General features: G+C 70.8%; 18 protein-coding genes. 5 read left to right on the plus strand and 13 right to left on the minus strand.

All coding sequences use genetic code 11. The features are described from left to right. Window positions 1-393: 393 nt before the first annotated feature. Complete coding sequence (locus AB0M79_RS14660; protein ID WP_364212766.1) at window positions 394-1,920, plus strand: alpha/beta hydrolase-fold protein; 1,527 nt, start codon at window positions 394-396, stop codon at window positions 1,918-1,920. Window positions 1,921-2,106: 186 nt separating this feature from the next. On the opposite strand, the gene AB0M79_RS14665 is transcribed toward AB0M79_RS14660, so the two are convergent. Further along, on the minus strand, window positions 2,107-2,499 hold the full coding sequence (locus tag AB0M79_RS14665; protein WP_364212769.1) for a hypothetical protein: 393 nt from the start codon (window positions 2,497-2,499) through the stop codon (window positions 2,107-2,109). Between the two features lie 290 nt (window positions 2,500-2,789). Between AB0M79_RS14665 and AB0M79_RS14670 the strand changes: the two genes are divergently transcribed. Further along, a complete protein-coding gene (locus tag AB0M79_RS14670) occupies window positions 2,790-3,368 on the plus strand; it encodes an AAA family ATPase (RefSeq protein WP_364212771.1) in 579 nt (192 codons plus the stop codon). Between the two features lie 103 nt (window positions 3,369-3,471). Here AB0M79_RS14670 and AB0M79_RS14675 read toward each other — a convergent pair whose 3' ends face one another. Beyond that, window positions 3,472-4,737, minus strand: a complete 1,266-nt coding sequence (locus tag AB0M79_RS14675; protein WP_364212774.1) for an FAD-dependent oxidoreductase — start codon at window positions 4,735-4,737, stop codon at window positions 3,472-3,474. A gap of 260 nt (window positions 4,738-4,997) precedes the next feature. Between AB0M79_RS14675 and AB0M79_RS14680 the strand changes: the two genes are divergently transcribed. Beyond that, window positions 4,998-6,311, plus strand: a complete 1,314-nt coding sequence (locus tag AB0M79_RS14680) for an LPXTG cell wall anchor domain-containing protein (protein ID WP_364212777.1) — start codon at window positions 4,998-5,000, stop codon at window positions 6,309-6,311. Window positions 6,312-6,585: 274 nt separating this feature from the next. On the opposite strand, the gene AB0M79_RS14685 is transcribed toward AB0M79_RS14680, so the two are convergent. The 11 genes from AB0M79_RS14685 to pyrF all read right to left on the minus strand — a co-directional run bounded on the left by AB0M79_RS14685 (window position 6,586) and on the right by pyrF (window position 18,743). Next, window positions 6,586-8,520 carry a TOMM precursor leader peptide-binding protein gene (locus AB0M79_RS14685; protein ID WP_364212780.1) on the minus strand — a complete coding sequence of 645 codons (1,935 nt, stop codon included), beginning with the start codon at window positions 8,518-8,520 and terminating at the stop codon, window positions 6,586-6,588. Beyond that, window positions 8,517-10,490, minus strand: coding sequence for a TOMM precursor leader peptide-binding protein (locus AB0M79_RS14690; RefSeq protein WP_364212783.1), 1,974 nt, complete (start codon window positions 10,488-10,490; stop codon window positions 8,517-8,519). Before AB0M79_RS14690 ends, AB0M79_RS14685 begins: the two co-directional genes overlap by 4 nt. Continuing rightward, the gene (locus tag AB0M79_RS14695) at window positions 10,487-11,374 is read right to left on the minus strand and encodes a TauD/TfdA family dioxygenase (protein WP_364212786.1); all 888 of its coding nucleotides are present in this window, start codon (window positions 11,372-11,374) and stop codon (window positions 10,487-10,489) included. The genes AB0M79_RS14690 and AB0M79_RS14695 overlap by 4 nt, the downstream gene beginning before the upstream one ends. Continuing rightward, window positions 11,367-12,953 carry a nitroreductase family protein gene (locus tag AB0M79_RS14700; protein WP_364212789.1) on the minus strand — a complete coding sequence of 529 codons (1,587 nt, stop codon included), beginning with the start codon at window positions 12,951-12,953 and terminating at the stop codon, window positions 11,367-11,369. Before AB0M79_RS14700 ends, AB0M79_RS14695 begins: the two co-directional genes overlap by 8 nt. Before the next feature lies 1 nt (window position 12,954). Continuing rightward, window positions 12,955-13,752, minus strand: a complete 798-nt coding sequence (locus AB0M79_RS14705; protein WP_364212792.1) for an ABC-2 family transporter protein — start codon at window positions 13,750-13,752, stop codon at window positions 12,955-12,957. A gap of 1 nt (window position 13,753) precedes the next feature. After that, window positions 13,754-14,548, minus strand: coding sequence for an ABC-2 family transporter protein (locus AB0M79_RS14710; RefSeq protein WP_364212795.1), 795 nt, complete (start codon window positions 14,546-14,548; stop codon window positions 13,754-13,756). Beyond that, window positions 14,545-15,570 (minus strand): ATP-binding cassette domain-containing protein, encoded by a 1,026-nt coding sequence (locus AB0M79_RS14715; protein ID WP_364212798.1) that lies wholly within the window; start codon window positions 15,568-15,570, stop codon window positions 14,545-14,547. The genes AB0M79_RS14710 and AB0M79_RS14715 overlap by 4 nt, the downstream gene beginning before the upstream one ends. 19 nt (window positions 15,571-15,589) lie before the next feature. Beyond that, entirely contained in the window at window positions 15,590-16,939 is a 1,350-nt protein-coding gene (locus tag AB0M79_RS14720) for a glycosyltransferase family 2 protein (protein WP_364212801.1), read from the minus strand. Between the two features lie 112 nt (window positions 16,940-17,051). Then, complete coding sequence (locus tag AB0M79_RS14725) at window positions 17,052-17,252, minus strand: hypothetical protein (protein WP_357539292.1); 201 nt, start codon at window positions 17,250-17,252, stop codon at window positions 17,052-17,054. A 315-nt stretch (window positions 17,253-17,567) separates the two neighbouring features. Beyond that, window positions 17,568-17,867, minus strand: coding sequence for a nuclear transport factor 2 family protein (locus tag AB0M79_RS14730; RefSeq protein ID WP_364212804.1), 300 nt, complete (start codon window positions 17,865-17,867; stop codon window positions 17,568-17,570). Between the two features lie 45 nt (window positions 17,868-17,912). Further along, window positions 17,913-18,743 (minus strand): orotidine-5'-phosphate decarboxylase, encoded by an 831-nt coding sequence (gene pyrF / locus AB0M79_RS14735; RefSeq protein ID WP_364212807.1) that lies wholly within the window; start codon window positions 18,741-18,743, stop codon window positions 17,913-17,915. A gap of 135 nt (window positions 18,744-18,878) precedes the next feature. Here pyrF and AB0M79_RS14740 point away from each other — a divergent pair, with 135 nt between their 5' ends. After that, window positions 18,879-19,727: a helix-turn-helix transcriptional regulator gene (locus AB0M79_RS14740; RefSeq protein WP_364212810.1), complete on the plus strand. Its 849-nt coding sequence runs from the start codon at window positions 18,879-18,881 to the stop codon at window positions 19,725-19,727. Between the two features lie 303 nt (window positions 19,728-20,030). Beyond that, window positions 20,031-21,578, plus strand: coding sequence for an alkaline phosphatase D family protein (locus AB0M79_RS14745; protein WP_364212813.1), 1,548 nt, complete (start codon window positions 20,031-20,033; stop codon window positions 21,576-21,578). Window positions 21,579-21,586: the final 8 nt, after the last annotated feature.

Below are 21,586 nucleotides of genomic sequence, written 5' to 3' on the forward strand. Positions count from 1 at the left end.
CCCGATCACTCCGTCCTGCGAAGAGGTTAGCGGGCGGCCGCCGCGGCCCGGTCCGGCGACCGGCCCCAGCCTTCTCAAAGGTGTTACCTTTCTATTTACAAAGGTAACACCTTTGTGTGACGATCATGCCAACCACCAGGTGGACGACGCCCGACGACCCGACGCGACCGCGCACCGCGACGGGTCCGACGGCCATGGCCGCCCACGCCCACACCGAACGATGTGGACGGGCTCACCCGCGGCCGGGGCGAACCGTCACCTCGCCACGTCCACCACCGGTCCCCGGAGCGGCATCCCCCGAACGCTTCGGTCGACCAGCCGATGAAGGGAAGGCACATGCCCGTTACACACCCACAACCAGCGCCGGCACGCCGACTCCGGCGAGGACTGACCGTGTCGCTCGCCGCCGGCCTGACGGCCGCCGCCGGCGCCCTCGCCGCCCCCGCCGCGACCGCCGCACCGGCCTCGGATCTCGGGCCGAAGGTCGTCCAGACCAACCAGGCACCGACCGGCAACTCGGTCACCTTCAGATACCAGGCCCCGGCCGGCGTCGAGTCGGTCCAGATCTACGGCGAGTGGTGGTTCTCCAAGGCGGAGAGCGTCACCTGCCAGGGTTGCGGTGACGCCCGGCCCGGCGCCCAGTGGCAGCCGGGTGACATCGTGGCCGACCCGTGGCGCACCCTGCCGATGGAGAAGGGCGCGGACGGCGTGTGGACGTTCACCACGCCGCTGCCGTCCGGCACCTTCCGGTACGCGTTCACGCACGACTGCAGCAGCCCCACCGCCAGCGGCTGCACCCTGCACCCCGACCCGGCCAACCCGCTCGAGGTGCTGCCCCACGACGAGGCCACCGGCGCACTGCTCAGCCGCGTCTACGTCCCGAACAGCAAGCGTTTCCCCAGCTACGACAACGACTACCAGGCACCGGTCGCCGCCAACAAGGCGGGCAAGCTGGAGCAGCGCTGGTACGACTCCCCGCTGTCGACCAGCCCGGCGGGCAAGCACGACGTCGTCGTCTACCTGCCGCACGGCTACGACCCGAAGCGCTCGACCCCGTACCCGACGCTGTACCTCAGCCACGGCGGCGGCGGTAACGCCACCGACTGGACCGTCGAGGGCGTGGCCCACCAGATCCTGGAGAACGCCGTACGGGACGGCGCGGCCCAGCAGATGGTCATCGTCTCCACCGACTTCAACGGCCTGCCGAACGGCAACCAGGGCTACGTCGACGAGCTGCGCGACAACGTCATCCCCTTCGTCGAGCAGAACTACAACGTCTCCACCCGCGCCGTCGACCGCGCCTTCGGTGGACTCTCGGCGGGCGGCGCCCGCGCCCTCACGCTCCTCTACGACAACACCGACCTGGTCGGCTACCACGCCGCCTGGGGTGCCGCCGGCGGCGCGGTGACGCCGACGCAGGAGCAGGTCGACCGGCTGAAGGCGGTGCCCGGCGGCATCCACGTCGGCACCGGCCTGCAGGACTGGCTGGCGAACATCGCCCCGAACTCGGTCGCCCGGACCGAGGCCTGGCGCGCGGCCGGCATCGAGGTAACCGAGCACAACGTCGACGGTGTGCACGTCTGGGACATCTGGCGGCAGATGCTCAACGACTACCTGCGTACCGTGGCGTTCCGTACCACCACCACGAGCCTGGACGTCGACAGCACCCCGGCCGGCAACTCGCACCGTACCAAGGTCACCGCGACCGCCGAGGTCGACTCTGTGACGGTCAGTGACCGCGCGCCGTCCGGCAAGGTCGACTTCTACGCCGGCGACACGTACCTCGGCTCCGCGCCGGTCCGTAACGGGGTCGCCCAGTTCAAGGGCACGGTCAGCGGCGGCCTCGACCAGCCGGTGACCGCCCGCTACCAGGGCGACAGCCTGTACAACGCATCGGAGAGCGCGGCGAACGCCGGCTGATCCGACGCCCGCACACGGCCCGTGGCGGCACCCGACGAGGGGGCTGCCACGGGCCGTCGCCACTTTTGCCTGCCGCGCAGACGCGGGATGACGCCCCGGGATCACCTTGACATCGGTCGATGCCAGCGACAACATCGGTCCATCGCGACCGGGGTGGGCGAAGTCCGGGCAGTTGAACCGCTGGTCTCAGGCGGACGTCTTGCAGGTGATCGTGGGCAGGGCCACGCTGCTGCCCGTACCGGTGTAGCCGAACTTGGAGATGGCATTGGATCCGAGTACGGGGGCGTGGGCGGGTGGGTCGATGGTGTGCTGGCCGCCGACCCCGTTGAACGTGGCGCCCCACCCGGTGATGGTCCCGGTCGGCGGCGCGACCTTGCCCCGCCACGTGATCCGGCCGGAGCTGATGTTCTTGATCGTGACGTCCACCTGGTAGCCGCCGTCCCACGCGACCGTCGAGGTCGTGACGAGGCACAACAGTGGCGGCTCGTCCGCCGGCACCGCGCTCGCCGGTGCGGCACCGAACACCACCGCCATCACACCAAGTACGGCAAGGACCACGAGGCGCACCCGAGAAGCCATGGCGGAAATATACAACCCCATCCATACCTTGCGATGACCGCGACGAGTGCCATCCGTCGGTGGCGGTAGAATTCTCCGGGTATGGCAAGTTGGTGAATGACGGCGTGTGCTCGTCGCCGTCGGGACTTGGGCCTCTGCCTCACGCTGGCGATCGACCTTCATCGCCGCGCAGATCGGCCGGTCAGCTCTCTGTGGACCCGTCCCCCGCTGGCGTTTCCTCCCTGCCGCGAACGTCGCCCCTCCCGCTGGCATGCCGCCGCGCGGATCCCACCCGCGAGAACGGAAGCATCGTGACCTCTCCCCAGAACGGCCTGGTCGTCATCACCGGCGGTCCCGGATCCGGCAAGACCACTCTGATCAGCCTGCTGCACGAGGCTGGGTTCGCCACCGCACCGGAGGCCGGGCGGGCGATCATCCAAGATCAGACCGCAATCGGTGGGCCGGCCGTGGCCGACCCGGCGCTACGCGCCGAACTGAACCTGTGCTGGGATCTGCGCTCCTACCGCTGGGCGCTCAACCAGCCGGAGCCGGTGTTCTTCGACCACGCGCTGCCGAGCCTGGCGGCCCACTACCGGCTGGCCTCAGGCCCGGTACCCCCACACGTCGAGGCCGCGATCGCGGCCTTCCGGTACCGGCCTCAGGTCTTCCTCGCGCCGTGGTGGCCCGAGATCTACCGCAACGATGCCGAGCGACGCCAGACCCTCGTGGAGGCGCGGCAGACCTCCGAGGCGATCGTCGAGGCCTACAGCCGGCGCGGCTACCAGCTGATCGAACTGCCTCGCGTCGACCCGCGCAACCGACTGCGGTTCGTACTCGAATGCCTGAACCTTTCTGCTCCGGTGACGTCCGCGACGACCAGCGGTCGGTAACCGCCCACGCCCCCCGTCCGGCCATCGCCGGATCCGTCCGCGAACCACCGTGCGCATTGTCGACGGCCGGCAACTCGAACAGGTGGCCTCGACGGGACAGGCCTCACCGGAGCGGGGTGAAAGGGCGGGTCTCGGCGGGTTGTCTGCCGGTGGCGATCTGCTCGGCCAGCAGCTTGCCGGTGATCGGGCCGAGGGTGATACCCCACATGCCGTGGCCGCCCGCCAGGTAGACCCGCGGTGACCTGGTCGGACCGATCAGGGGCATTCCGTCAGGGGTGCAGGGACGGGCGCCGACCCACTCGTCGGTGCGGGCGTTCAGGTCGGCGTTCCTCAGCAGCGGGCGTGCCGCGTCGGCGATGGCCGCGATGCGTCGCGGATCGAGGGGCGCGTCGGCCGAACGGAATTCCATCATCCCGGCTACCCGGAGGCGGTCTCCCAGCGGAGTGCACGCCACCCGTTGCGCGGGAAAGTAGACCGGGCCGGCCGGGAGATGTTCGATCCCGACGCTGAAGCTGTATCCACGACCGGCCTGTACGGTCGTCCGGACCCCGAAACGGCGTGCCAGCTTGCCGATCCACGCACCACCGGCCAGTACCACCGCGTCATATCTGTCAGATGGGCCGGCCCCGGTCACGACCCGCACCCCCGGCCTGTCATCGCGAATCTCCACGACGTCCGTCTTCGGCATCAGCGAGCCGCCCCGGGCCCGGACCGAGGCCGCGAGCGCGTGAACGTAGTGCCCCGGGTCGACGAATCGCTGGCCGTGGAGGCGGATGGCGGCGCCGATGTCATCGGACAGTGCCGGCTCCAGCTCGCGTGCCCCGGCGCCGGTCAGGACGTCGAATTCGATCTCCTGTCCGGCGGAGCGGATGTGTTCCAACTCGTCCAGCAGGTTCGACCGTTCGGTCTCGGTCCGGTATGCGGCGATGAAGGACTTCGCCTCGTTGACCGTCGACGCGACCCCGCCGGCCTCCAGGGCGTCGAAGCCCTCGAACGCGCGTCGGTTGATCGGGATGTAGGCGCGCATCGCGGTTTTCCACCGGCCGGCGGTGCTGTGCCGCGCGAACCCGGCCAGGAAACGCAGCAGGTGCGGATCCGCACGGGGCGGAACGTAAACCGGCGATGCCGGGCTCAGCAGGGCGCGCAGACCGTAACGGAGCACCGCCGGTTCCGGTAGCGGAGTGGTGATGCCGGGTGTCAGCCAGCCGGCATTGCCCCACGAGGCGCCGGCGGCCACGTCGTCCCGATCGAGAACGGTGACCTCGATCCCCCGCTCCTGCAGGAACCATGCGGTGGCCAGGCCGACCATTCCCGCGCCGATGACGGCAACGTGTCGCGGTGCGGGGTTGCCGGACGTGGTGGCGGGCATCTCATCTCTCCTTGTGCGAACGCTGGACCACCGGACGGCGGGTGTCCACCGCCTCCTGACGGAGTCGGGAACAGCGCATGGAACCACCAGCGTGCGCCGGGAGTCACCCCGGTCGACAGGGGCGACTCCCGGTCAACAACCAGGTCCGCTCGTTGCCGGGCCTCGGCAACCATCGGCAAGCCGACGCCCGCAGATGGGAGATTACGCAGCGGCCGGCACGGGACAACGCCACCGTACGATCTTGGTTACAGTGCGTATTCATGAGTGACACCCGTCCCCTGTTCCACCGCGCCGGAGCCGCGATGCTGCTCCTCGCCGGCCTGGTCGCCGGAGCCGCGAGCGCCGCCTCGGCGGCCCCCGGGTCCCCACCGGGCGCACCGGCCGACCCCACGCCGGGCGGGACGGCCGACACCGCGACGACGGACACCGCGCCCCCGGCTGGAACGGCCGGCACCGCGACCGCCGTGTCGAGCGGTTCGGCCGACCTGTCGGTCACCGCCCGCGGCCTTACGGTCACCAACCCCGTGAAACGCAAGATCGCCACTCTGAAGGTCACCAACCACGGCCCGGCCACCGCCACCGGCATCCGGCTGCGGCTGGTCGGCTGGGTCGACGGCGAATCCACCGACGCGGGCGAGATCACCTGGTGTGACCGGCCCGGGCCGGTGACGTCGCCGATGCCGACGATCCCGCCCGGCCACCGTCTGGTGCCCGTCGGCACGGAGTGCGACCTGCCGGACCTGGGGCCGGGCCGGTCGCTGACCCTCGACATGGCGTTCCCGATCTTCGGCGGGGGTGTGATCGCCACGTTCGGTGAGTTCACCACATACGTCTGGCACGCGGGGACCGATCCGGTGCCGGCCAACAACAGCGTGTTCAGCCGGCTCACCGGCAGCGACGCGGTCGTCGGCGCGGATCTGTACGCGTTGGCCCGGGACGTACCAGCCGACGCCTCCGGGCGGGTCGGCACGGTCGTCCCGGGTGGGCGGGGGGACCTGCGGTTCGAGATCGGCAACCAGGGCAGGACAGTGGTCCGCGAGATCGAGTTGACAGTCCGGCTGCCCGAGCACGTCAGTTTCGAGGGCGACGTGTCCGGGTGCGACTACGGCGCCGGCCGCCGCGAGGCCACCTGCGTCTACCGTGGCCTGTCACTCATCCCGGCCAAGGACGACACCGACCCGAACGACGACCGGTATTCGGGGCTGCGGTTCCGGTTCCCGGTACGGGTGGCGAAGTCCGCGCCCGCCCCGGCGCACCTGCCAGGCGGACGGCTGGAGGTGCGGGCGCTGGTCGACGAGGAGACCCCCCGGAACGTCCCCGCCGAACTGCCTCAGCAGGCGAGCCCGGTACGTGCCGACCCGGAGGCTGCGCCGGACCGGGATCCGAGCGACAACACCGACACGTTCACCGTGTTCACCGCGGTGGATTCCGGTGGCGGTGGCGGCCTGCCGGTGACCGGCGGGAACACCGCCCTGCTGACCGGTGCCGGCGCCGGTGTGGTCCTGGTCGGCGCCACCCTGCTGGTGCTCACCCGCCGCCGTCGCCACGGCACCCGCACCACCCCGCTGGCGTAGGTTCCGACGGGGCCGCGCAAAGCCTGCGTGGCCCCGCCCAGGCTGTTCGAGTCATGGCCTTGGGCGCCATACGGCGAGGTCGCCGCCCGGTGCCGGCCTGTTCGACCCACAGCCGGCAGTTGTCGTCGGTGCGCACGGCCAGGCTCATGAGCGACAGTATGGCGGCCTGTGCGGGACCGCTCTTCTGACGCCGACCCAGAAACGATCCCCGGCAGGGTGGGTGCGACGTCGTGGTCCAGCCGGCGACGCACCCACCCTGGGTTCAGGACGGAAGTCAGGGGAATGGATGCGGATAGGGGTTGATCTCTTCGGGGGGCAGTGGTGTGGACCGGTACCCCAGCCGTACCGGAAGCTCCCGCAGCCGGGGCAGGTCGACCCGCCGGTTCCGGTGCCCGAAGACCATCGGCAGCGTGCCCGGAATGATGACCTTGACGCAGGTGAGGTCGACGGCGGCCTGTTCCCGGGCTGTCTGCTCGACGACGACCACGTCCAGACCGCTGTCGAGATACCGGTCCACGATCCAACGCAGATCCGCGAGCAGATCGGTGGCCGGCCGGTAACGCTTCGAGTGCGGGAACGCGGTCTCCATCGAGACGATCTCGTCGCGTCGGTAGAGGAAGCCGAACCGGTCCCAACTGTCCGGAGAGGCGGCGACCAGCGCGTGGTCCTCCATCGACCGGACCAGGTCGGAGTCGGCGACCAACCCCGGTGCCGTGGTGTCGCCGGCCACCATCTCCTTCGTGGCGTCGGCGACACTGGCCAGTTCGATCAGCCCGGACCACAGCGCCCGCTCGGGGTCGAGGTGCGCACCCGCGCCACAGAACGCCTTGGGTTGACCCGGACGGCCTGTCTCGTCCACCAGCATCAACCAGAGCGCGGGAACCCCCTCCGGCATCGTGATATCGAAGACGTGCAGCCGACTTCCGGTGGACCGTTCCAGCCAGCGCACCAGCAGCCGGGTCATCGGGTCCGCGGAGGTCAGCGGGTCGACCCGTGGGACCGGCAGCCGGGCGAACCAGGTGGCCAGGAAGGCGTCGCGTTCGGCCACCTCGAAGATGCCGTGCAGGATGGCCTCTTCCAGGTTTCCGCCGAGCGCGCAGCCGTTGGAGCTCTCCAGCCCGAAGGCCGTCGCATGGGAGCCGTAGTAGGCCGAACTCTCCGGGACCAGGACCGGGCCGCCCCGGCGGAAGGAGTAGCCGTACACCCACTCCACCGGCAGGTTTGGGTGGTAGCGCACGGCGTGTTCGTGCGGCGGGGCGTCGGGTAGTCCCAGGGTCGGCGGTTCGACCGCACGCTCGGGGCCGAGTTCGGCGAATGTGGCGGTTACCCGGGTCCGGCGGGACCGGGGCAGGGTGCCGCCCAGCCGCTCCAGCGCCTCGGCGATGGCGACCGACACACTGGCGGGATAGCTGAACGTGCGCCCGTAGCCGGACAGGTCGGTGCAGCACGCCGGTCCGCCGATGGCCGCGGCCAGGATCATGGGGTGGTTGTGGTGGATGGTCATCGACGAGATCAGTCCGGTCTCGACGTCGACCATGGTTTCCAGCAGCCGCTCGTGCTCGGCGGCGAGACTGCGGGCGCGGTAGTTGTCGGGAGCCTGTTTCGGCCGGGACATCAGGGTGAAGGTGCCGGCCTCGGGACCGTCGTCGGGCAGGGTCGAACACATCGGACATTCGGGGTCGGCGATGAACCGGTGCCGGCTGACCGCGAGGGTGGCGGTGGTGACCTCAAGTACCGCGTCGGCGCAGCGGGGTGTGGCACCGCGCGCCACGCGCGCCAGCTCATCGGTCACCAACGCGGCCACGGTGGTGAGCACCGGCGGGCCGAGAACGGGAGCCGGCGCGGTGACGGATCCCTCGTACAGGCCCTGCCAGAGAGCCGACCGCTGAAGTGTTCCGGTGACCCGCGCCCGGCCTTCGCGGACCCGTACGCAGTGGTGGCATCCGGGTTGCCCGGCGACGGTGTGCGGACCGATCCGGACGCCACGCGGGGTCGGGTAGACCGGCAGGAAGTCCCGCCCGCCCTGATAGGCCGCGCGGGCCGCGTCCAACACCTGGTCGGCCTGGTCGACGCCGTCGACGACGAACAGGTCGACGGCGCGGCCGTGGTCGGTCCGGAACCGGTCCGTCGCCGCCGCCACGGCCTGGAACAGGAGGCCGTCCCCGTGGACCTGAACGGCCGGTGTCGGCGCGGTCATCGTCTCGGTCATCCGATACTCCCGGGTCCGGGTGCCAGCATGGCTTCGACAAGGAACGGGAGCACGTGGGTGTCGGGGAGATGGTCGACCGGCCGCAGGAGCAGCCGCTGCCCGGAGTCGGTCAGCTCCTTCAGCAGTGGGGCGAGCCAGCTGTCCCAGTCTCCCGCGCCGAGATCCGGACCGACGTCCGCGCCGGCCGGGCTGCGACCGGTGAGGCCGGCTACCGCCGCCTGCATCGCCTGTCCGAGGGCGGTGTCGGTGTCCGGGGCGGTGGTGTGGGCGAGCCAGCCGGAGGCGGTTCCGACGAAGACCGTCGGGGTGCTGGACGCGTCGCGCCAGGCGTGCAGGTCGTGCCCGAGGACGCTCATGTCCGCCGCCATGGTCCGGACCGGTTCGGGCCAGTGGGCCGGGTCGAGTGTGGAGCCGACCGAAACCGCCGGGTCGGGTGTGGAGCCGGCCGGGTCGGGAGGGCCGGGCAGGTGGCCGGCGTCCGGTGCCGTCGCCGCCGAACGGCGTAGCCTGAGCAGCGCCCGGCCCTGGGCCTCCGCCCAGGTGAACCCGGCGGCCACCAGCGGTCCCGTGGGCTCCGCCGGGACGACCTCGCCGGTGGCCGGGTCCCACCAGTGGGGCAGGTCGGTGGTGCCGGCCGGCGCGGTGTCGGTCACCGTGGGGGCCCGCTCGGCGAGCGACTCCACCGCGGCCACCGCCGCACGGCTCAGAGCCTGCCGGCGACTGTTACCGATGGCGGTGACGGTCGTCGGTCCGGTCCCGGTGCCGGCCACGTCGGCGACGGTCGCCTCGATGCAGCTCACCGACATCTGTGACTGCCGGCCGGTACCGATGTCGAGGATCGGCCCCAGCCGAGGATCGATCAGCGTGGCCACCCGGGTCGCGAACGTCTCGGCGTCGACCGGGGTCCGGCGGGCCATCACCGCGATCCGCTCGGCAAGCGGTTCCGCCGGTACGGAACCGCGGCAGGCGCGGCAGCGGGGATGGACGCCGAGCAGGTGTTCGCTGGTGACCGCCGATTCCAGGTCGATGTGGGTCATGCGGTTGGTGGCGGTGGTCTCGGCGCCGACGGCGTGCCGGAAGTAGCCGAATCCGAGCGCCGTTCCGATGAGTGCGCCCACCGGAGCGGTGAGGTATTCCGCGACGGCGTCCGGGTGGTCCGTTTCCAACGGTGCCTCGCCGGACGGGCTGGTGCCGTGCAGGCTCCGGACCGCGCATTCCCAGCAGCCGCCGACAGCTCCACCGCCGGTGGGGCCGACCCAGGCGCTGCCGGCGGTGGCGAGGGCGTGCAGCACCGGTACCCCGTGTGCGCGGGCCACCCGGTTCAGGGTCAGCGCCCGGCCGGCCATCAGCCGGTCGGTGCAGTGCAGTACGGCGTCGTATTCACCGACCACGGCGGCGAGCGCGGCGCCGTCGGCGAGTTCCGGGCGCAGACTCAGCTCGACGGTCGGGTCATCGGCCCGGCAGCGGTCGAGGATCCGCTGGCAGGCCGCCTGTTCGGTCGGCGACTCGGCGGTTTCGACCAGGGTGGCCGTCCGCAGTCCGAGGTCGAAGAGGGTCTGGACCAGTGCGGCCAGGCCCGGTCCGGCGCCGATGAGCAGGACCCGGCTGTTGCGGAAGGATTCGAAGCGGTGCAGCGGGGCGTCGGCAGTGTGTTCGGCGAAGGAGATCGCCTGCCGGTATCGGCTCAGTTCCCAGTCCTGTAGCCGGTGTGGCGGCTCCCGGTCCAGGTCACGGGCGATGCCACGGTGGACGAGCATGGCGACCAGGTCGGTGACCAGCCGCTGTTGGTTGGCGGGCAGGCTTTCGGTCAGTTCCGCGACGGTCCGGCTGCCGTCCAGGTGCGGGGCGATCCGTCGGATCAGTCCGTACGCGGCCCCGCCGCTGATCTCGGTGCTGGTCGTGCCCGTCTCGAGGTAGACGCCGGCGTCGGTCGCCACGTACATCAGGTCGTCGCGCAGCTTGGCTCTCATGCCGTCACCGCCGCCCGGTCGAGCATGCCCATCCGGACGAGGACGGCGCGTCCGGTGTCCTGGAATGCCTGGCGGCCGTGCAGGTACCGGGAGTTGTCGACGAGCAGGATGTCGCCCGCCTGCCAGGGCACGGTGACGGTGAGGTCCGCGGCCGCCGCGGCGGCGGTGGCGACGAGATCGTCGTCGACGGGTGTCCCGGCCGGGGTCCGCACCCGCAGCCGCTGGTCCCGGTACTCGTCGTCGCGCGGCCGGCTGATGAACAGGGAGTTGCAGAAGGCGGGGACGGCGCCGAACCTGGTCGGCGGGGTGCAGCGGGTGCCGAAGCCGGTCGTCATCACCTCGTCGGTGAAGTCGACGTGGATCGACTCCCACGGCCGCAGGTACGGCTCCCACCGCCGCAGCAAGCCTTGCGCCGTGGCCCGGTCGGTGGTTCCGAACATCTGTTGCCAGGCGGCGGTCGACATCCGGCTCTCCCAGGTGATCTCCATCTGTTCGAACCGCTCACGCACCGGCTCGGGCAGGGCGGCCAGCAGCGCGACCCCGTCGCAGAGCGTCGTGCCGCCGCCGTCGGCCGCCGGTCGTTCACACAGGAAGGTCAGCAGGTCGGGTGAGCCCGGGGCGTACGACGCCTCGCGGTGCAGCGGCATTCCCCGGGTGCCCCGGGTGACCGTGGTCGTGGTCGGGTCGTCACCGACGACGTCCCGCTCGTCGTGGAACGCACCGTCGTACGGCAGTGGCGTCATCAACGCGTCGCCGAGCCGTACGAACGTCTCGCGCCGCCAGCCGCCGTCGCGCAGCAGTGCCGCGCCGTGTCGGGCCAGGGTCGCCAGGACCGTGTCCGGTGCCGGTTGGCCGGTCAGCACCGGTATCTGGTCGTCATGCATCCGAGGTTCCTTCCGTGAGTGCCACGGCCAGCAGTCCGGCGCGCGGTTTCGGCGCACCGAGCAGGAGTTGCACCACGGGGGTGTGTCCGTGGGGCAGTCCCAGTTGTTCGGCGGCGTCGCGGGCCGAGAACCCGCCGATCGGGCGGGCCGCCGCGCCGACCGCCTGGCAGGCCAGGGCGGTCAGTTGTACGACGGCACCGGTGAGCAGGTGGAGCTGGCGGAACGCCGCGGGTGTCAGGTCGGCCACCGGCGGGTCTCCCCCGGCGACGACGAAGACGGTGACGCCGGCGGTCGCCATCCGGCGGTCGACCACGTTGGTGGTCGGGGCCTGCGGCCCGGTGCCGGCCGATGGCCACAGCAGGTGCTGTCGCGGGTCGTACCGGTAGGCGCCGGGCGGCAGCCCGTCCACCTGGTTGACCAGGCACCACAGCGACGGGTGGAGCGGGTGCCGGGACAGGGTGTCCAGTGCGGTGGTGGTGGCCCGGTGGCCGCCGGCGTACGCGAGGATGTCGGCGAGTTGCCCGAGGCGCAGGCCGGGGGCGAGGTCGCTGGCCGAGACCCGGCCGGCGGCGGCGCCGACCAGGTCCAGGGGCGTGACCTCGGGCAGCCGGACCGGTGCCGTGGTGGGCGGCGGCGGTGCCGCCGCCCCGTTGTCCGGCGGGTGGGGATCCGCGCGGACCGCCGCGTCGCCCCCGGTCGAGATGGCCCGGTGCAGGGCGACCGCGCTGGGGTCGGCGTCGGCCAGGGCGAGCCGGTCGTTGGCCAGGCCGACCGGGTCCGGCGGCGGGGTCAGGTCCGGCGGGGTGCCGGTCCCGACCGTCGCGGAGGTGGGGAGCTCGATCACCGCGTAGACGCTCTCCACCAGGCCGTCGAGGCCCAGCAGGTCGTCGGCGGCCCGCGGGTCGGGAGCCAGGTGGACGGTGCCGGCCTGTGTCGACGTGAGCAGCTGCCCGAGCAGGACACCGATGTCGATGGTGCCGAGCTGGTAGCCGAACGCGCGGTATTTGCCGCTGTTCTTCCACGGCCGGCAGGCCAGCAGCAGGGCGCTGCACCGTGATCGGTCCGCCGGGTTTGTCGTCGGGCCCAGCAGCCGGTCGAGTTCGGCGACCGGATTTCCCGCGCGGAGCAGTTCCAGGCAGTGATGTACGTGGTCGTAGTGGTAGACGCCGGCGGGCAGTTCACCGGACCCGGTCCAGGCGACGTAGATCTCGCCGGGATAGTAGGCACCCCCGGACGGTACGGACCAGCGCAGGGTGAACCAGGCGGGCAGGGCGCGGGCGAAGACCGGCCCGCTCGACGGGGTGCCGGTCAACGCCGACAGCCCTGCGGAGGTCAGCGTCTCCACCCGGCGGGGTCCGTAGCCCAGCAGCAGTGCGCTGATCCGGTCGAGGCCGGCACCGGTCAGCGGTGCTGCCCCCGGTCCCGGCCAGGGCAGCGGTGTACGCGGGCTGCCCGGATAGCGTTTACTCCGCGGCGGCGGGTAGGAGGAGGGTGCGGCGGCGGTCTGGGCGCGCACCGCGCTCAGATAGCGTTCGACGACGCTCTCCTGCCCCGGCCGGCCCTGCGGTTCGTCAGCCATCTCAGTTTCCCGCGCTCTCGTAGCGACGCAGCCCGGCCTCGAAGACCCGCCAGGCACCGAAGGCGCAGGCCAGCGCGACGACCGGGGTCAGCGTGCCGACCGTGGCCGGGACGCCCTTGTCCAGCAGTGCCGCGGCGGGGAAGTAGCCGACGAAGGCGACCGGGACGACGGTCAGCAGCGACCGCACGCCCGTGCCGTAGACGGTCAGCGGATACCGGGCCAGGTCGCCGAGCATGTGCACGCTGACCGCGATCGAGTTCGAGGGGCTCAGCAGCCAGAACGCCACCGCGTTGGTGGCCAGGTTGACGGCGATCTTCACCAGCAGTCCGCTGGCCAGCAGGAGCCCGGCCCACAGCACGGTGACCGGTGACCAGGCCACGTCGATCCGGCCGACCGCCGCGGCCAGCAGCAACGTGCCGAACACGACGTTGCCCAGGCCGTTGACGCCGACCGCCGCGCCGGTCACCTGGAGCACCACCGGGTACGGGCGGACCAACTGGTAGTCCAGGGCGCCGAGGTTCACCATGCCGCTGAGATGCCAGGCACCTTCGAAGAACAGCGAGCCGATCCCCTCGGCGAGCATCACCATCGCGCAGACGCAGAGGACCTCCCACTGCGTCCAGCCCTGCAGCACGGGCACCTGCCGGAAGATCGTTGCCACGAAGACCAGCCCGGCCAGTTGGCCCAGCACGGCGGCGCCGATGGTGAGCAACGCGTCGGCCCGGTATTCCAGGACGGCACGCAGGTGCGCCCCGAGCAGCCTGCGGTAGATCCGTACCGCCTCGATCGGCCCGCTCATGTCAGCCCCCGTGCACCACGAGCCGACGTACCGCGACGCGCCAGAGCAGTCGGGCGCCGATCCAGAGCACCGCGACCCACAGCAACTGGGTGCCGATCAGGTACATCGATTCGGCGCCCCGAACCTGGCCGAGGAAGATCAGCGCCGGCGTGGAGACGATGCCGGGAAACGGCGACCAGGCACAGATCGTCTGCAGCCATCCGGGATACAGGGCGATCGGCACCAGCGCGCCGGACAGGATGTTGGTGATCGCGACCCGGGACAGGCTCAGGCCGTGGAAGTTGCCCGTCCAGAAACAGGCCAGCCCGACCAGATACACCAGCGCGAACTTCAGCGGCACCATCGCGGCCAGACTGAGCAGGAACACCCCGGCCTGGGCGGGGTCGGGAAGCGGCATCCCCCCGAACGCCACCAGGAGGACCGAGCCCATCACCGCGACCACGAACAGCTCACCGACGAGATAGCCGACCGACTCGGCGAACCGCGCCAACTGGTAGTCGATCGGCCGGACCAGGTCGAGGGCCACCGAACCGTCCAGCACCCGGACGGCGATCTGCCCGTCGGTGAAGCTGGACAGCAGGGTGCCGGTCAGAAAGGCGATGAACAGATACGCCTTCATCTGCTCCCAGGACAGTCCGGCCAGCTCGCCTCCGGGTTCGGCGGCGAACAACGCCCGCCACACCGCGAACAGCGCCACGGTCTGCACCGCGACCCCGGCGAGCTGGAGCAGGAACTCACCCCGGTAGACCAGGACGGTCGACCAGGCCATCCGGGCCAGACTCCGGTACGGTCTCATGCCGGCGTCGCCAAGGTCGGCCGACCGAGTTCGCCCGCGTACGCCCGGCGTACCACGTCCTCGATCGACGGTTCGTCGATCCGCAGGTCGACGACCGGGACCCGGGCGGCCACCGCCGCCACGATCTCGCCCGCGCCGTAGGTCGCGTGGTCGAAGGCGATCGAGATGTGCCGGGGCGACGTCCCCGGGGACAGGTGGGTGCCCGGCAGGTCGGCGTCGAGGTTTCCGCTCCAGTCGGCGTCCAGCGTCAGGTGCAGCGTGCGCTGCCGGGCGACCTGCTCGCGTACGACGTCGATCGGCCCGTCGAAGATGATCCGGCCACCGTCGATGATGACCAGGCGCTGGCACACCTGCTCGATGTCTCCGATGTCGTGTGTCGTCAGCAGCACCGTCGTGCCGGCGCGGCACTGGGCCCGCAGGAAGTCCCGGACCGCCTGGCGGGCGATGATGTCCAATCCGATGGTGGGCTCGTCGAGGAACACCACGGACGGCGAGTGCAGCAGGGCGGCGGCCAGGTCGGCCCGCATCCGCTGGCCGAGGGAGAGCCGGCGGGCCACCACCGGCAGCAGCTCGCCCAGGCCGAGCAACGCGTCGAACTCGGCGAGCCGTTCCTCGTACCGGCGGCGTGGAATGCGGTGGATGTCGCGCAGCAGCGACAGTGAGTCGCGGACCTGGAGGTCCCACCAGAGCTGGCTGCGCTGGCCGAACAGGACCCCGATGTTGCGCGCGTTGGCGTACCGGTTGCGGTGCGGGACGATGCCGCAGACCTCGACCTGCCCCGCCGTCGGTTGGAGGATGCCGGTGAGCAGCTTGACGGTGGTCGACTTGCCGGCGCCGTTGGGCCCCACGTAGGCGACGGCCTCCCCGGCCGCGATGGTCAGGTCGATGCCGTCCACGGCGGTGTGCGAACGGTGCCGGGGCCGGACGAGGTGGCTCAGCGATCCGGTCAGACCCGGCCGTTTGTCGGGCATCCGGAAGGTCTTGGTCAGGCCGCGAGCCTCGATCACAGGGGTGTGCGTCATCAGCGTGGTCGGCCCGGGGTCACTCGGTCGCGGCGGCCGGCGGGAGGTACGGGCGCAGACGCAGCACCGTACCCAGGCCGTCGACGTCGCTGACGGCGGTCTCGAACGCGGTCCGCAGGACACGGGTGAGGTAGCCGAAGGTCGACGCGTCCGGGTCGACCGCTCCGGAGAGTTCGGCTCCGGTGCTGACCAGATGGACCTCCCCGGCGAGGACGCCGGCGACGTTGATGAACTGGCAGAGGTCGTCCCACCGCAGGTAGCGCCAGAAGTCGACGCTGACCACGGCGTCGAGGCTGCCCGGGGCGATCGGCGGGCTCATGCCGATCAGGTGGTGGTTGGTGGGGCCGGCCGGGGCGGCGTAGTCGAAGGTCAGGGCCCCCTCGGGCAGGGTCGTCCGGTCACTGCCGGTGCCGATCCAGAGCACCCGGTGGCCGGGCAGGTGCGGCTGAAGAAGCTCGACGGCGGGCCCGATCCGGCAGGCCGACCGGGCCAGGCAGTCGGCGATCGACGCGCGGTAGTGCACCACCCGCTCCGCCGAGTCGTAGACCTCCAGCATGCCGACGAACTCCCACTCGACGACGAGGTACTTCTCGGCGACCAGACCGCGGTTGGCCGCGAAGTCCTGCCAGTTCCGGTCGATGTTGCGGTGATGCGGCAGGTGGTAGGCGGCCGCCGCGTCGTCGTAGGCGAAGTTGCGTTCGAGCAGCCCGAGATGCCTGTGCACCCGGTAGAACAGCTCGATGTCCTCCAGCCCCCAGCGCAGCCCGAACCGCTCGTCGAACCCGCCGACCTCGTCGAACAGCTTGCGGGAGACCGAGACGTTGTGGGTGAACGCGAACAGCCAGCCCGCCTGCAACCATTCCTCGCCGGCCGGGTGCCCGGCCGGAAACCGCAGGTCACCGCCGCCGTCGGCGCGCCGGTTCGGTACCGGGATGGTCGGCTCGCCGGCCAGCGCGGCGTTGACGTGTGGCAGCCCCAGTTCGTCCCGCCGCCCGATCAGGACCGCGGGCCGGTCGGTGTCCAGATGGTGGGCCAGGTGTCGTTCCAACAGTTGGGGCGTGGCGTACGAGTCGGAGTCGAGGAACAGGAGCAGGCCGGCCGAGGCGTGTCGTACCCCCGCGTTTCGCGCCGCCGCCCGGCCCTGACGCTCGGCCAGTTCGACCAGCCGCAGGTTCAGTCCCTTGCCGGCGTCGGCGACGTCGGTGTAGTCGCCGCCGTCACCGCCGTCGCGTACGACGATCACCTCGAACCGCTCCGGTGCCAGGCTCTGCCGGCGCAACGACCGCAGCGTCAGTTCCAGGCACTGGGCGTCCTCGTGCGTGGGAATCACCACGCTGAGTTCGACACCGCCGTTCACGTCGGAAGCCATCCCTGAATCCCTCCCGGATCCTCGTGTGTGGTCAGGGGTCGGGGCGCCGGTGCCGACGCCCCGACCGGTCGCCGGCACACCGCGTCGCGGTGTGCCGGCGACCGCTACCCGATCAGTGGCAGTTGATGCAGCACCACTGGATGGGCCGACCGCCGCAGCCGCCGCCGCAGCAGCTCTTGCCGTCGCTCGCGCCCTCGGTCACGGCGACGCTGCCCACCGGCGCCACCGTGTACAGGCCGGTCGACTGCTCGTCGCCGTCTGCCCACGAGATGTCGGCCGCGTCCAGATCGGACAGATCGAGTGCTCCACCCATCACGAACCTCCTTCAGGTGAGGTGATCATCGCGACGAGTGTAGGGAGCGCTCCCATCGAGCCTCCACAGAAGAATGGTCACGGGGAGGTAACTGGCGAAGAGTCGCATCGGCAGCCGGATCGTCGCTCCAACCGGCGGCAACCGCTGCGATACGCCCTCCGGTCAACCGTCCGTGGCGGTGTCCCGGCCGGTGGGGCTGACGTGTGCCGCGATCAGGCGCCATCCCTCGTCCTCGTCGAGGATCCAGGTGCGGGTGTAGCGGACCCGGGCGGCGAACGGTTCGCCGTCAAGGGTGCCTTCCAGCGTGCCGAGGAACTAGGTCACGCCGGTGTCGCCGGCCACGAGAACAGCCAGGTCCTCCTCGTCCACCCGGGTCATCGACTGCCGTCCGGATCGATGAACCCGCAGGTCGTCCTGCTTTGAATACAGATCGCCATCGGGTCCGGTGAACACGAGCCGATCATCGATCAACCGATCCAGCTCCGCGACATCGGAGGCCAGTTGGGCCCGCTGTAGACGCCGTTCGGCAACGCGCAGTGCCTCGACCATGGCAGCATCCGCGCCACCCGTTCCAGCGCCGGGAACATCGTCCGCCGGCCGCCCCACTTCAGACATCGATTACCTCCTGCTGACCTGACCGGAGCACGTTCGGCCATCGCGTCATTCGGAAAGCCGCTGGTTGAAGCGCGCCGCAGCAAGGTGGGCCGCCTGGGCGAAGTCGGAACCGGACGAGGCGTAGAGAATCGCGCGGGAGGAGTTCGCGATGAGCCCGAACGAGCCCTGCGCCTTGCCCACCCGCAGGCACTCATCGATATCGCCGCCCTGCGCGCCCAGGCCGAGCAGCAGAATGGGCATGTCGCCGACGGCTTCCCTGATCCGGGCGAGCTTGGCCGGTTCGGTGGCGCCGGCGGTCACCGCGCAGTTGCCGAGATGGTTCCAGTTGCCTGCCACCCTGCGGCACACGTACTCGTACAGCGGGATGCCCTCGGGGCCGACGGGCAGGTCCTGGAACTCCCCGACACCGGCGCAGGAGTTCGCCCCCATCACGATCACCCCTTTGTCCCGGCGCCGCAGGAACGGCTCCAGGGACTCACGGCCCATGTACGGATGCACGGTGACCACATCGGCGCCCCAGGTGTCGAAGACAGCCTCGGCGTAGTACAGGTTCGTGTTGTCGATGTCCCCGCGTTTGGCGTCGACGATGACGACACGGTCCGGATGTGCCTGCTTGATGTAGGTGATCGTGTGCTCCAGCGCCTGGACCCCCGGCACGCCCATCCGCTCGAAGAACGCGCTGTTGAGCTTGAACGCCGCGGCGAACTCCGCCGTCGCGTCAGCGATCTCCCGGCAGAAGACCGTCACCCGTCCCGCGTCATCAGCACCCAGACCCACCGGCAGCCTCAACAGATCCGGGTCCAGGCCGACGCACACCAGCCGCCCCTGCGACCACTGCCGCCGCATCAGCTCGTAGATCCCGCCATCGGTCGTCACGCATCACACCTTACGGCGGACCATCACCGCCGCTCGTATCGACGGACCGCCGCGTGAAGGGGGGATCGACGATCCGAGGCTGCGGTAAGGCGCCGCTGGTAGAACAGAGGAACGGCAAACAGGAAGGAAGCAGCCATGATCGACCGAGCCGGGCTCGCCGAGTTCCTCCGTCGCCGCCGGGAGTCGTTGCAGCCCGAAGACGTCGGCCTTCCGCGCGGGCAGCGGCGCCGGACCACCGGCCTGCGCCGCGAAGAGGTCGCGACGCTCTGCCACATCTCCACCGACTACTACAGCCGGCTCGAACGGGAGCGCGGGCCGCACCCCTCCGAGCAGATGATCGCCTCGATCGCGCAGGGCCTGCATCTGTCTCTCGACGAGCGCGACCACCTCTTCCGCCTCGCCGGGCACAACCCTCCCACGAGGGGCGCGACCAGCGAACACATCAGTCCCGGCCTGCTCCGCATCTTCGACCGGCTCACCGACACCCCGGCCGAGATCGTCACCGAACTCGGCGAGACACTGCGGCAGACCCCGCTCGGCGTCGCTCTCACCGGCGACCTCACCCGATACCAGGGCCCGGCCCGCAGCATCGGTTACCGATGGTTCACCGACCCGGCCATCCGGGCCCTGTACCACCCCGACGACCACGCGCTGCACTCCCGCGTGTTCGCCTCCGGGCTCCGCAGGACGGTCACCCTCCGCGGACCTGACTCATGGGCGGCTCACCTTCAACGCCTCCTGCTCGACCGCAGCGAAGAATTCCGCACCGTCTGGAGCGAACACGAGATCGGAGTCCGCTACAACGGCGTCAAACGCTTCATGCACCCCGAGATCGGCGCCCTCGAGCTGACCTGCCAGATCCTTCTCGACCCCGACCAGGCACACTCCCTTCTCGTCTACACCGCCGTCCCCGGCAGCGAAAGCTACGAGAAGATGCAGCTTCTCTCCGTCATCGGAACCCAACACATCACTCTGTCCAGCTAGCCGCCCTGGTCGATCCGCTGCCGCACCACCGCTGCCTGTGGGTGGCGCAGCCCTCCAGTATCCGCATCGAACTGACCCAGTCCGCCCGGGCCGCTGCCTGGTCGCCCGCCGCCCACCGGTCGTCGGCCCGTGAACCAAAGAGGCTGCATAACAGCCCTGTGCGCCCGTCTGGTCGCGCCTCGGACGGCGGGGAAACGTTTCCAAACCCGCCCCCGGGGTTTGCCTGCGGGTCGCCGTACGGTCTGCTTTCCCCTGAAATCTCGTGCGGGCCAGCAATCGATGACAAAGGTGGCCCCCAGTTCCATGACCAGCCGATACCTCCTCAGCCGCCGTACCATCCTGCGGACCGCAGGCGTGGCCACCGCGACGATCGCGAGCGGCCTCGCCGTTGCCCCGCGCGCTTTCGCCGGCGCCGTGCCGGACTTCGCGACGACTCCGTTCACCGTCGGCGTCGCCTCCGGTGACGCGATTCCGGGGGCGGTCGTCATCTGGACCCGCCTCGCGCCCGCGCCGACCGCCGTGGGCCAGGGCATGGACGGAGTCGGTAGCGTACCGGTCGGGTGGCAGGTGGCGCGGACGCCGGCCGCCCTTGAGTCCGGCGATCTCGTCGCCGCCGGTACCACGACGGCGGACCCGGAACACGGCTGGTCGGTGCATGTCGACGTCACGGATCTGCGTCCCGACACCGCCTACGCGTACCGGTTCGTCGTCGGCGACTGGGTCAGTCCCGTCGGGTTGACCCGCACCACGCCCGTTCCGTCGGCCGACCGGGCCGCCAGGTTCGCGGTAATCAGCTGCCAGAACATGGCCAGGCCCGGCAGTGGTCTGTTCTACTTCAACGGGGCCGCGGACCTCGGGCGGCGTGACGATCTCGACTTCGTCGTCTTCCTCGGCGACTACATCTACGAGTTCGGCCGCCCGGGCCACATCCCCAACCGGGCGGTGGTCTCGCTGGACGACTACCGGCGCCGGTACGGGCAGTACAAGTCCCGCGACGCGATGCTGGCGCTGCACGCCCGCCACCCGGTGTACGTCGTTCCCGACGACCACGAGTTCTTCGACAACGTCGCCGGTGGGGACCCGGACATGACCGAGGCGGCACGTGAGCGGTTCAGCAACGCGTTGCAGGCGTACTGGGAGAACATGCCGCTGCGCGGCGGGCCGCCGGTCTACGACGCCGCGTCGGGCCGCAAGCACCTCCGCCTGCACCGACAGGTGCGGTGGGGGCGGAACCTCGACCTGCTGCTCGTGGACGACCGGCAGTGGCGCACGCCGACCGGCACGATCCTCGGCAAGGAGCAGATGTCCTGGTTGCTGGGCAAGGTCGCCAGCTCGCACGCGACCTGGACGGCGATCGGCTCCGGAGTTCCCGTCTCCTGGTTCCCCGGGTTCCCAGGCACGATGGACAAGTGGACCGGCTACGAGGCCGACCGCTCCGCGCTGACCGATGCGCTCGGCGCCCGTCTCGCCGCCCGCAAACGCCGCGCGTTCAACCCCGTCGTGGTCAGCGGCGACACCCACCGCGCGATCGTCACCTCGGTGCGGCAGCGGCAGAACGAGAACTCCGCGCTGGTGGCGACGGAGTTCGTCGGGCCCCCGATGACCAGCAACAGCGGCACCGACTTCGAGGCGTACCTCGACCCGGGCGCGTTCCGCGCCCAGTACGCCTACGGGGACCCGGGGTCCCTCAGCTCGTACCGCGGCTATCTCGACTGTACGGCTGATTCGATCTCGTGGACGGCGGCGTTCGTGCTGGGCAACGCGGTCGAGCGGCCGGGCGGCACGGTGTCGGTGATGGACCGTTGGCGGGTCGACGCCGGCGCCGCGATCGGTTCGGTCTACCGCCTCTGAACCAGTGG

Source organism: Polymorphospora sp. NPDC051019, from assembly GCF_040683055.1.
Taxonomy (GTDB): domain Bacteria; phylum Actinomycetota; class Actinomycetes; order Mycobacteriales; family Micromonosporaceae; genus Polymorphospora; species Polymorphospora lycopeni.

Bases quoted from the DNA above. Each gene is read 5' to 3' on its own strand.
- AB0M79_RS14700 (WP_364212789.1), bottom strand. From the start codon at position 12,953: ATGGCTGACGAACCGCAGGGCCGGCCGGGGCAGGAGAGCGTCGTCGAA.
- AB0M79_RS14740 (WP_364212810.1), top strand. From the start codon at position 18,879: ATGATCGACCGAGCCGGGCTCGCCGAGTTCCTCCGTCGCCGCCGGGAG.
- AB0M79_RS14745 (WP_364212813.1), top strand. From the start codon at position 20,031: ATGACCAGCCGATACCTCCTCAGCCGCCGTACCATCCTGCGGACCGCA.
- AB0M79_RS14720 (WP_364212801.1), bottom strand. From the start codon at position 16,939: ATGGCTTCCGACGTGAACGGCGGTGTCGAACTCAGCGTGGTGATTCCC.
- AB0M79_RS14725 (WP_357539292.1), bottom strand. From the start codon at position 17,252: ATGGGTGGAGCACTCGATCTGTCCGATCTGGACGCGGCCGACATCTCG.
- AB0M79_RS14730 (WP_364212804.1), bottom strand. From the start codon at position 17,867: ATGTCTGAAGTGGGGCGGCCGGCGGACGATGTTCCCGGCGCTGGAACG.
- AB0M79_RS14675 (WP_364212774.1), bottom strand. From the start codon at position 4,737: ATGCCCGCCACCACGTCCGGCAACCCCGCACCGCGACACGTTGCCGTC.
- AB0M79_RS14715 (WP_364212798.1), bottom strand. From the start codon at position 15,570: ATGACGCACACCCCTGTGATCGAGGCTCGCGGCCTGACCAAGACCTTC.
- AB0M79_RS14665 (WP_364212769.1), bottom strand. From the start codon at position 2,499: ATGGCTTCTCGGGTGCGCCTCGTGGTCCTTGCCGTACTTGGTGTGATG.
- AB0M79_RS14680 (WP_364212777.1), top strand. From the start codon at position 4,998: ATGAGTGACACCCGTCCCCTGTTCCACCGCGCCGGAGCCGCGATGCTG.
- AB0M79_RS14705 (WP_364212792.1), bottom strand. From the start codon at position 13,752: ATGAGCGGGCCGATCGAGGCGGTACGGATCTACCGCAGGCTGCTCGGG.
- AB0M79_RS14710 (WP_364212795.1), bottom strand. From the start codon at position 14,548: ATGAGACCGTACCGGAGTCTGGCCCGGATGGCCTGGTCGACCGTCCTG.
- AB0M79_RS14685 (WP_364212780.1), bottom strand. From the start codon at position 8,520: ATGACCGAGACGATGACCGCGCCGACACCGGCCGTTCAGGTCCACGGG.
- AB0M79_RS14695 (WP_364212786.1), bottom strand. From the start codon at position 11,374: ATGCATGACGACCAGATACCGGTGCTGACCGGCCAACCGGCACCGGAC.
- AB0M79_RS14690 (WP_364212783.1), bottom strand. From the start codon at position 10,490: ATGAGAGCCAAGCTGCGCGACGACCTGATGTACGTGGCGACCGACGCC.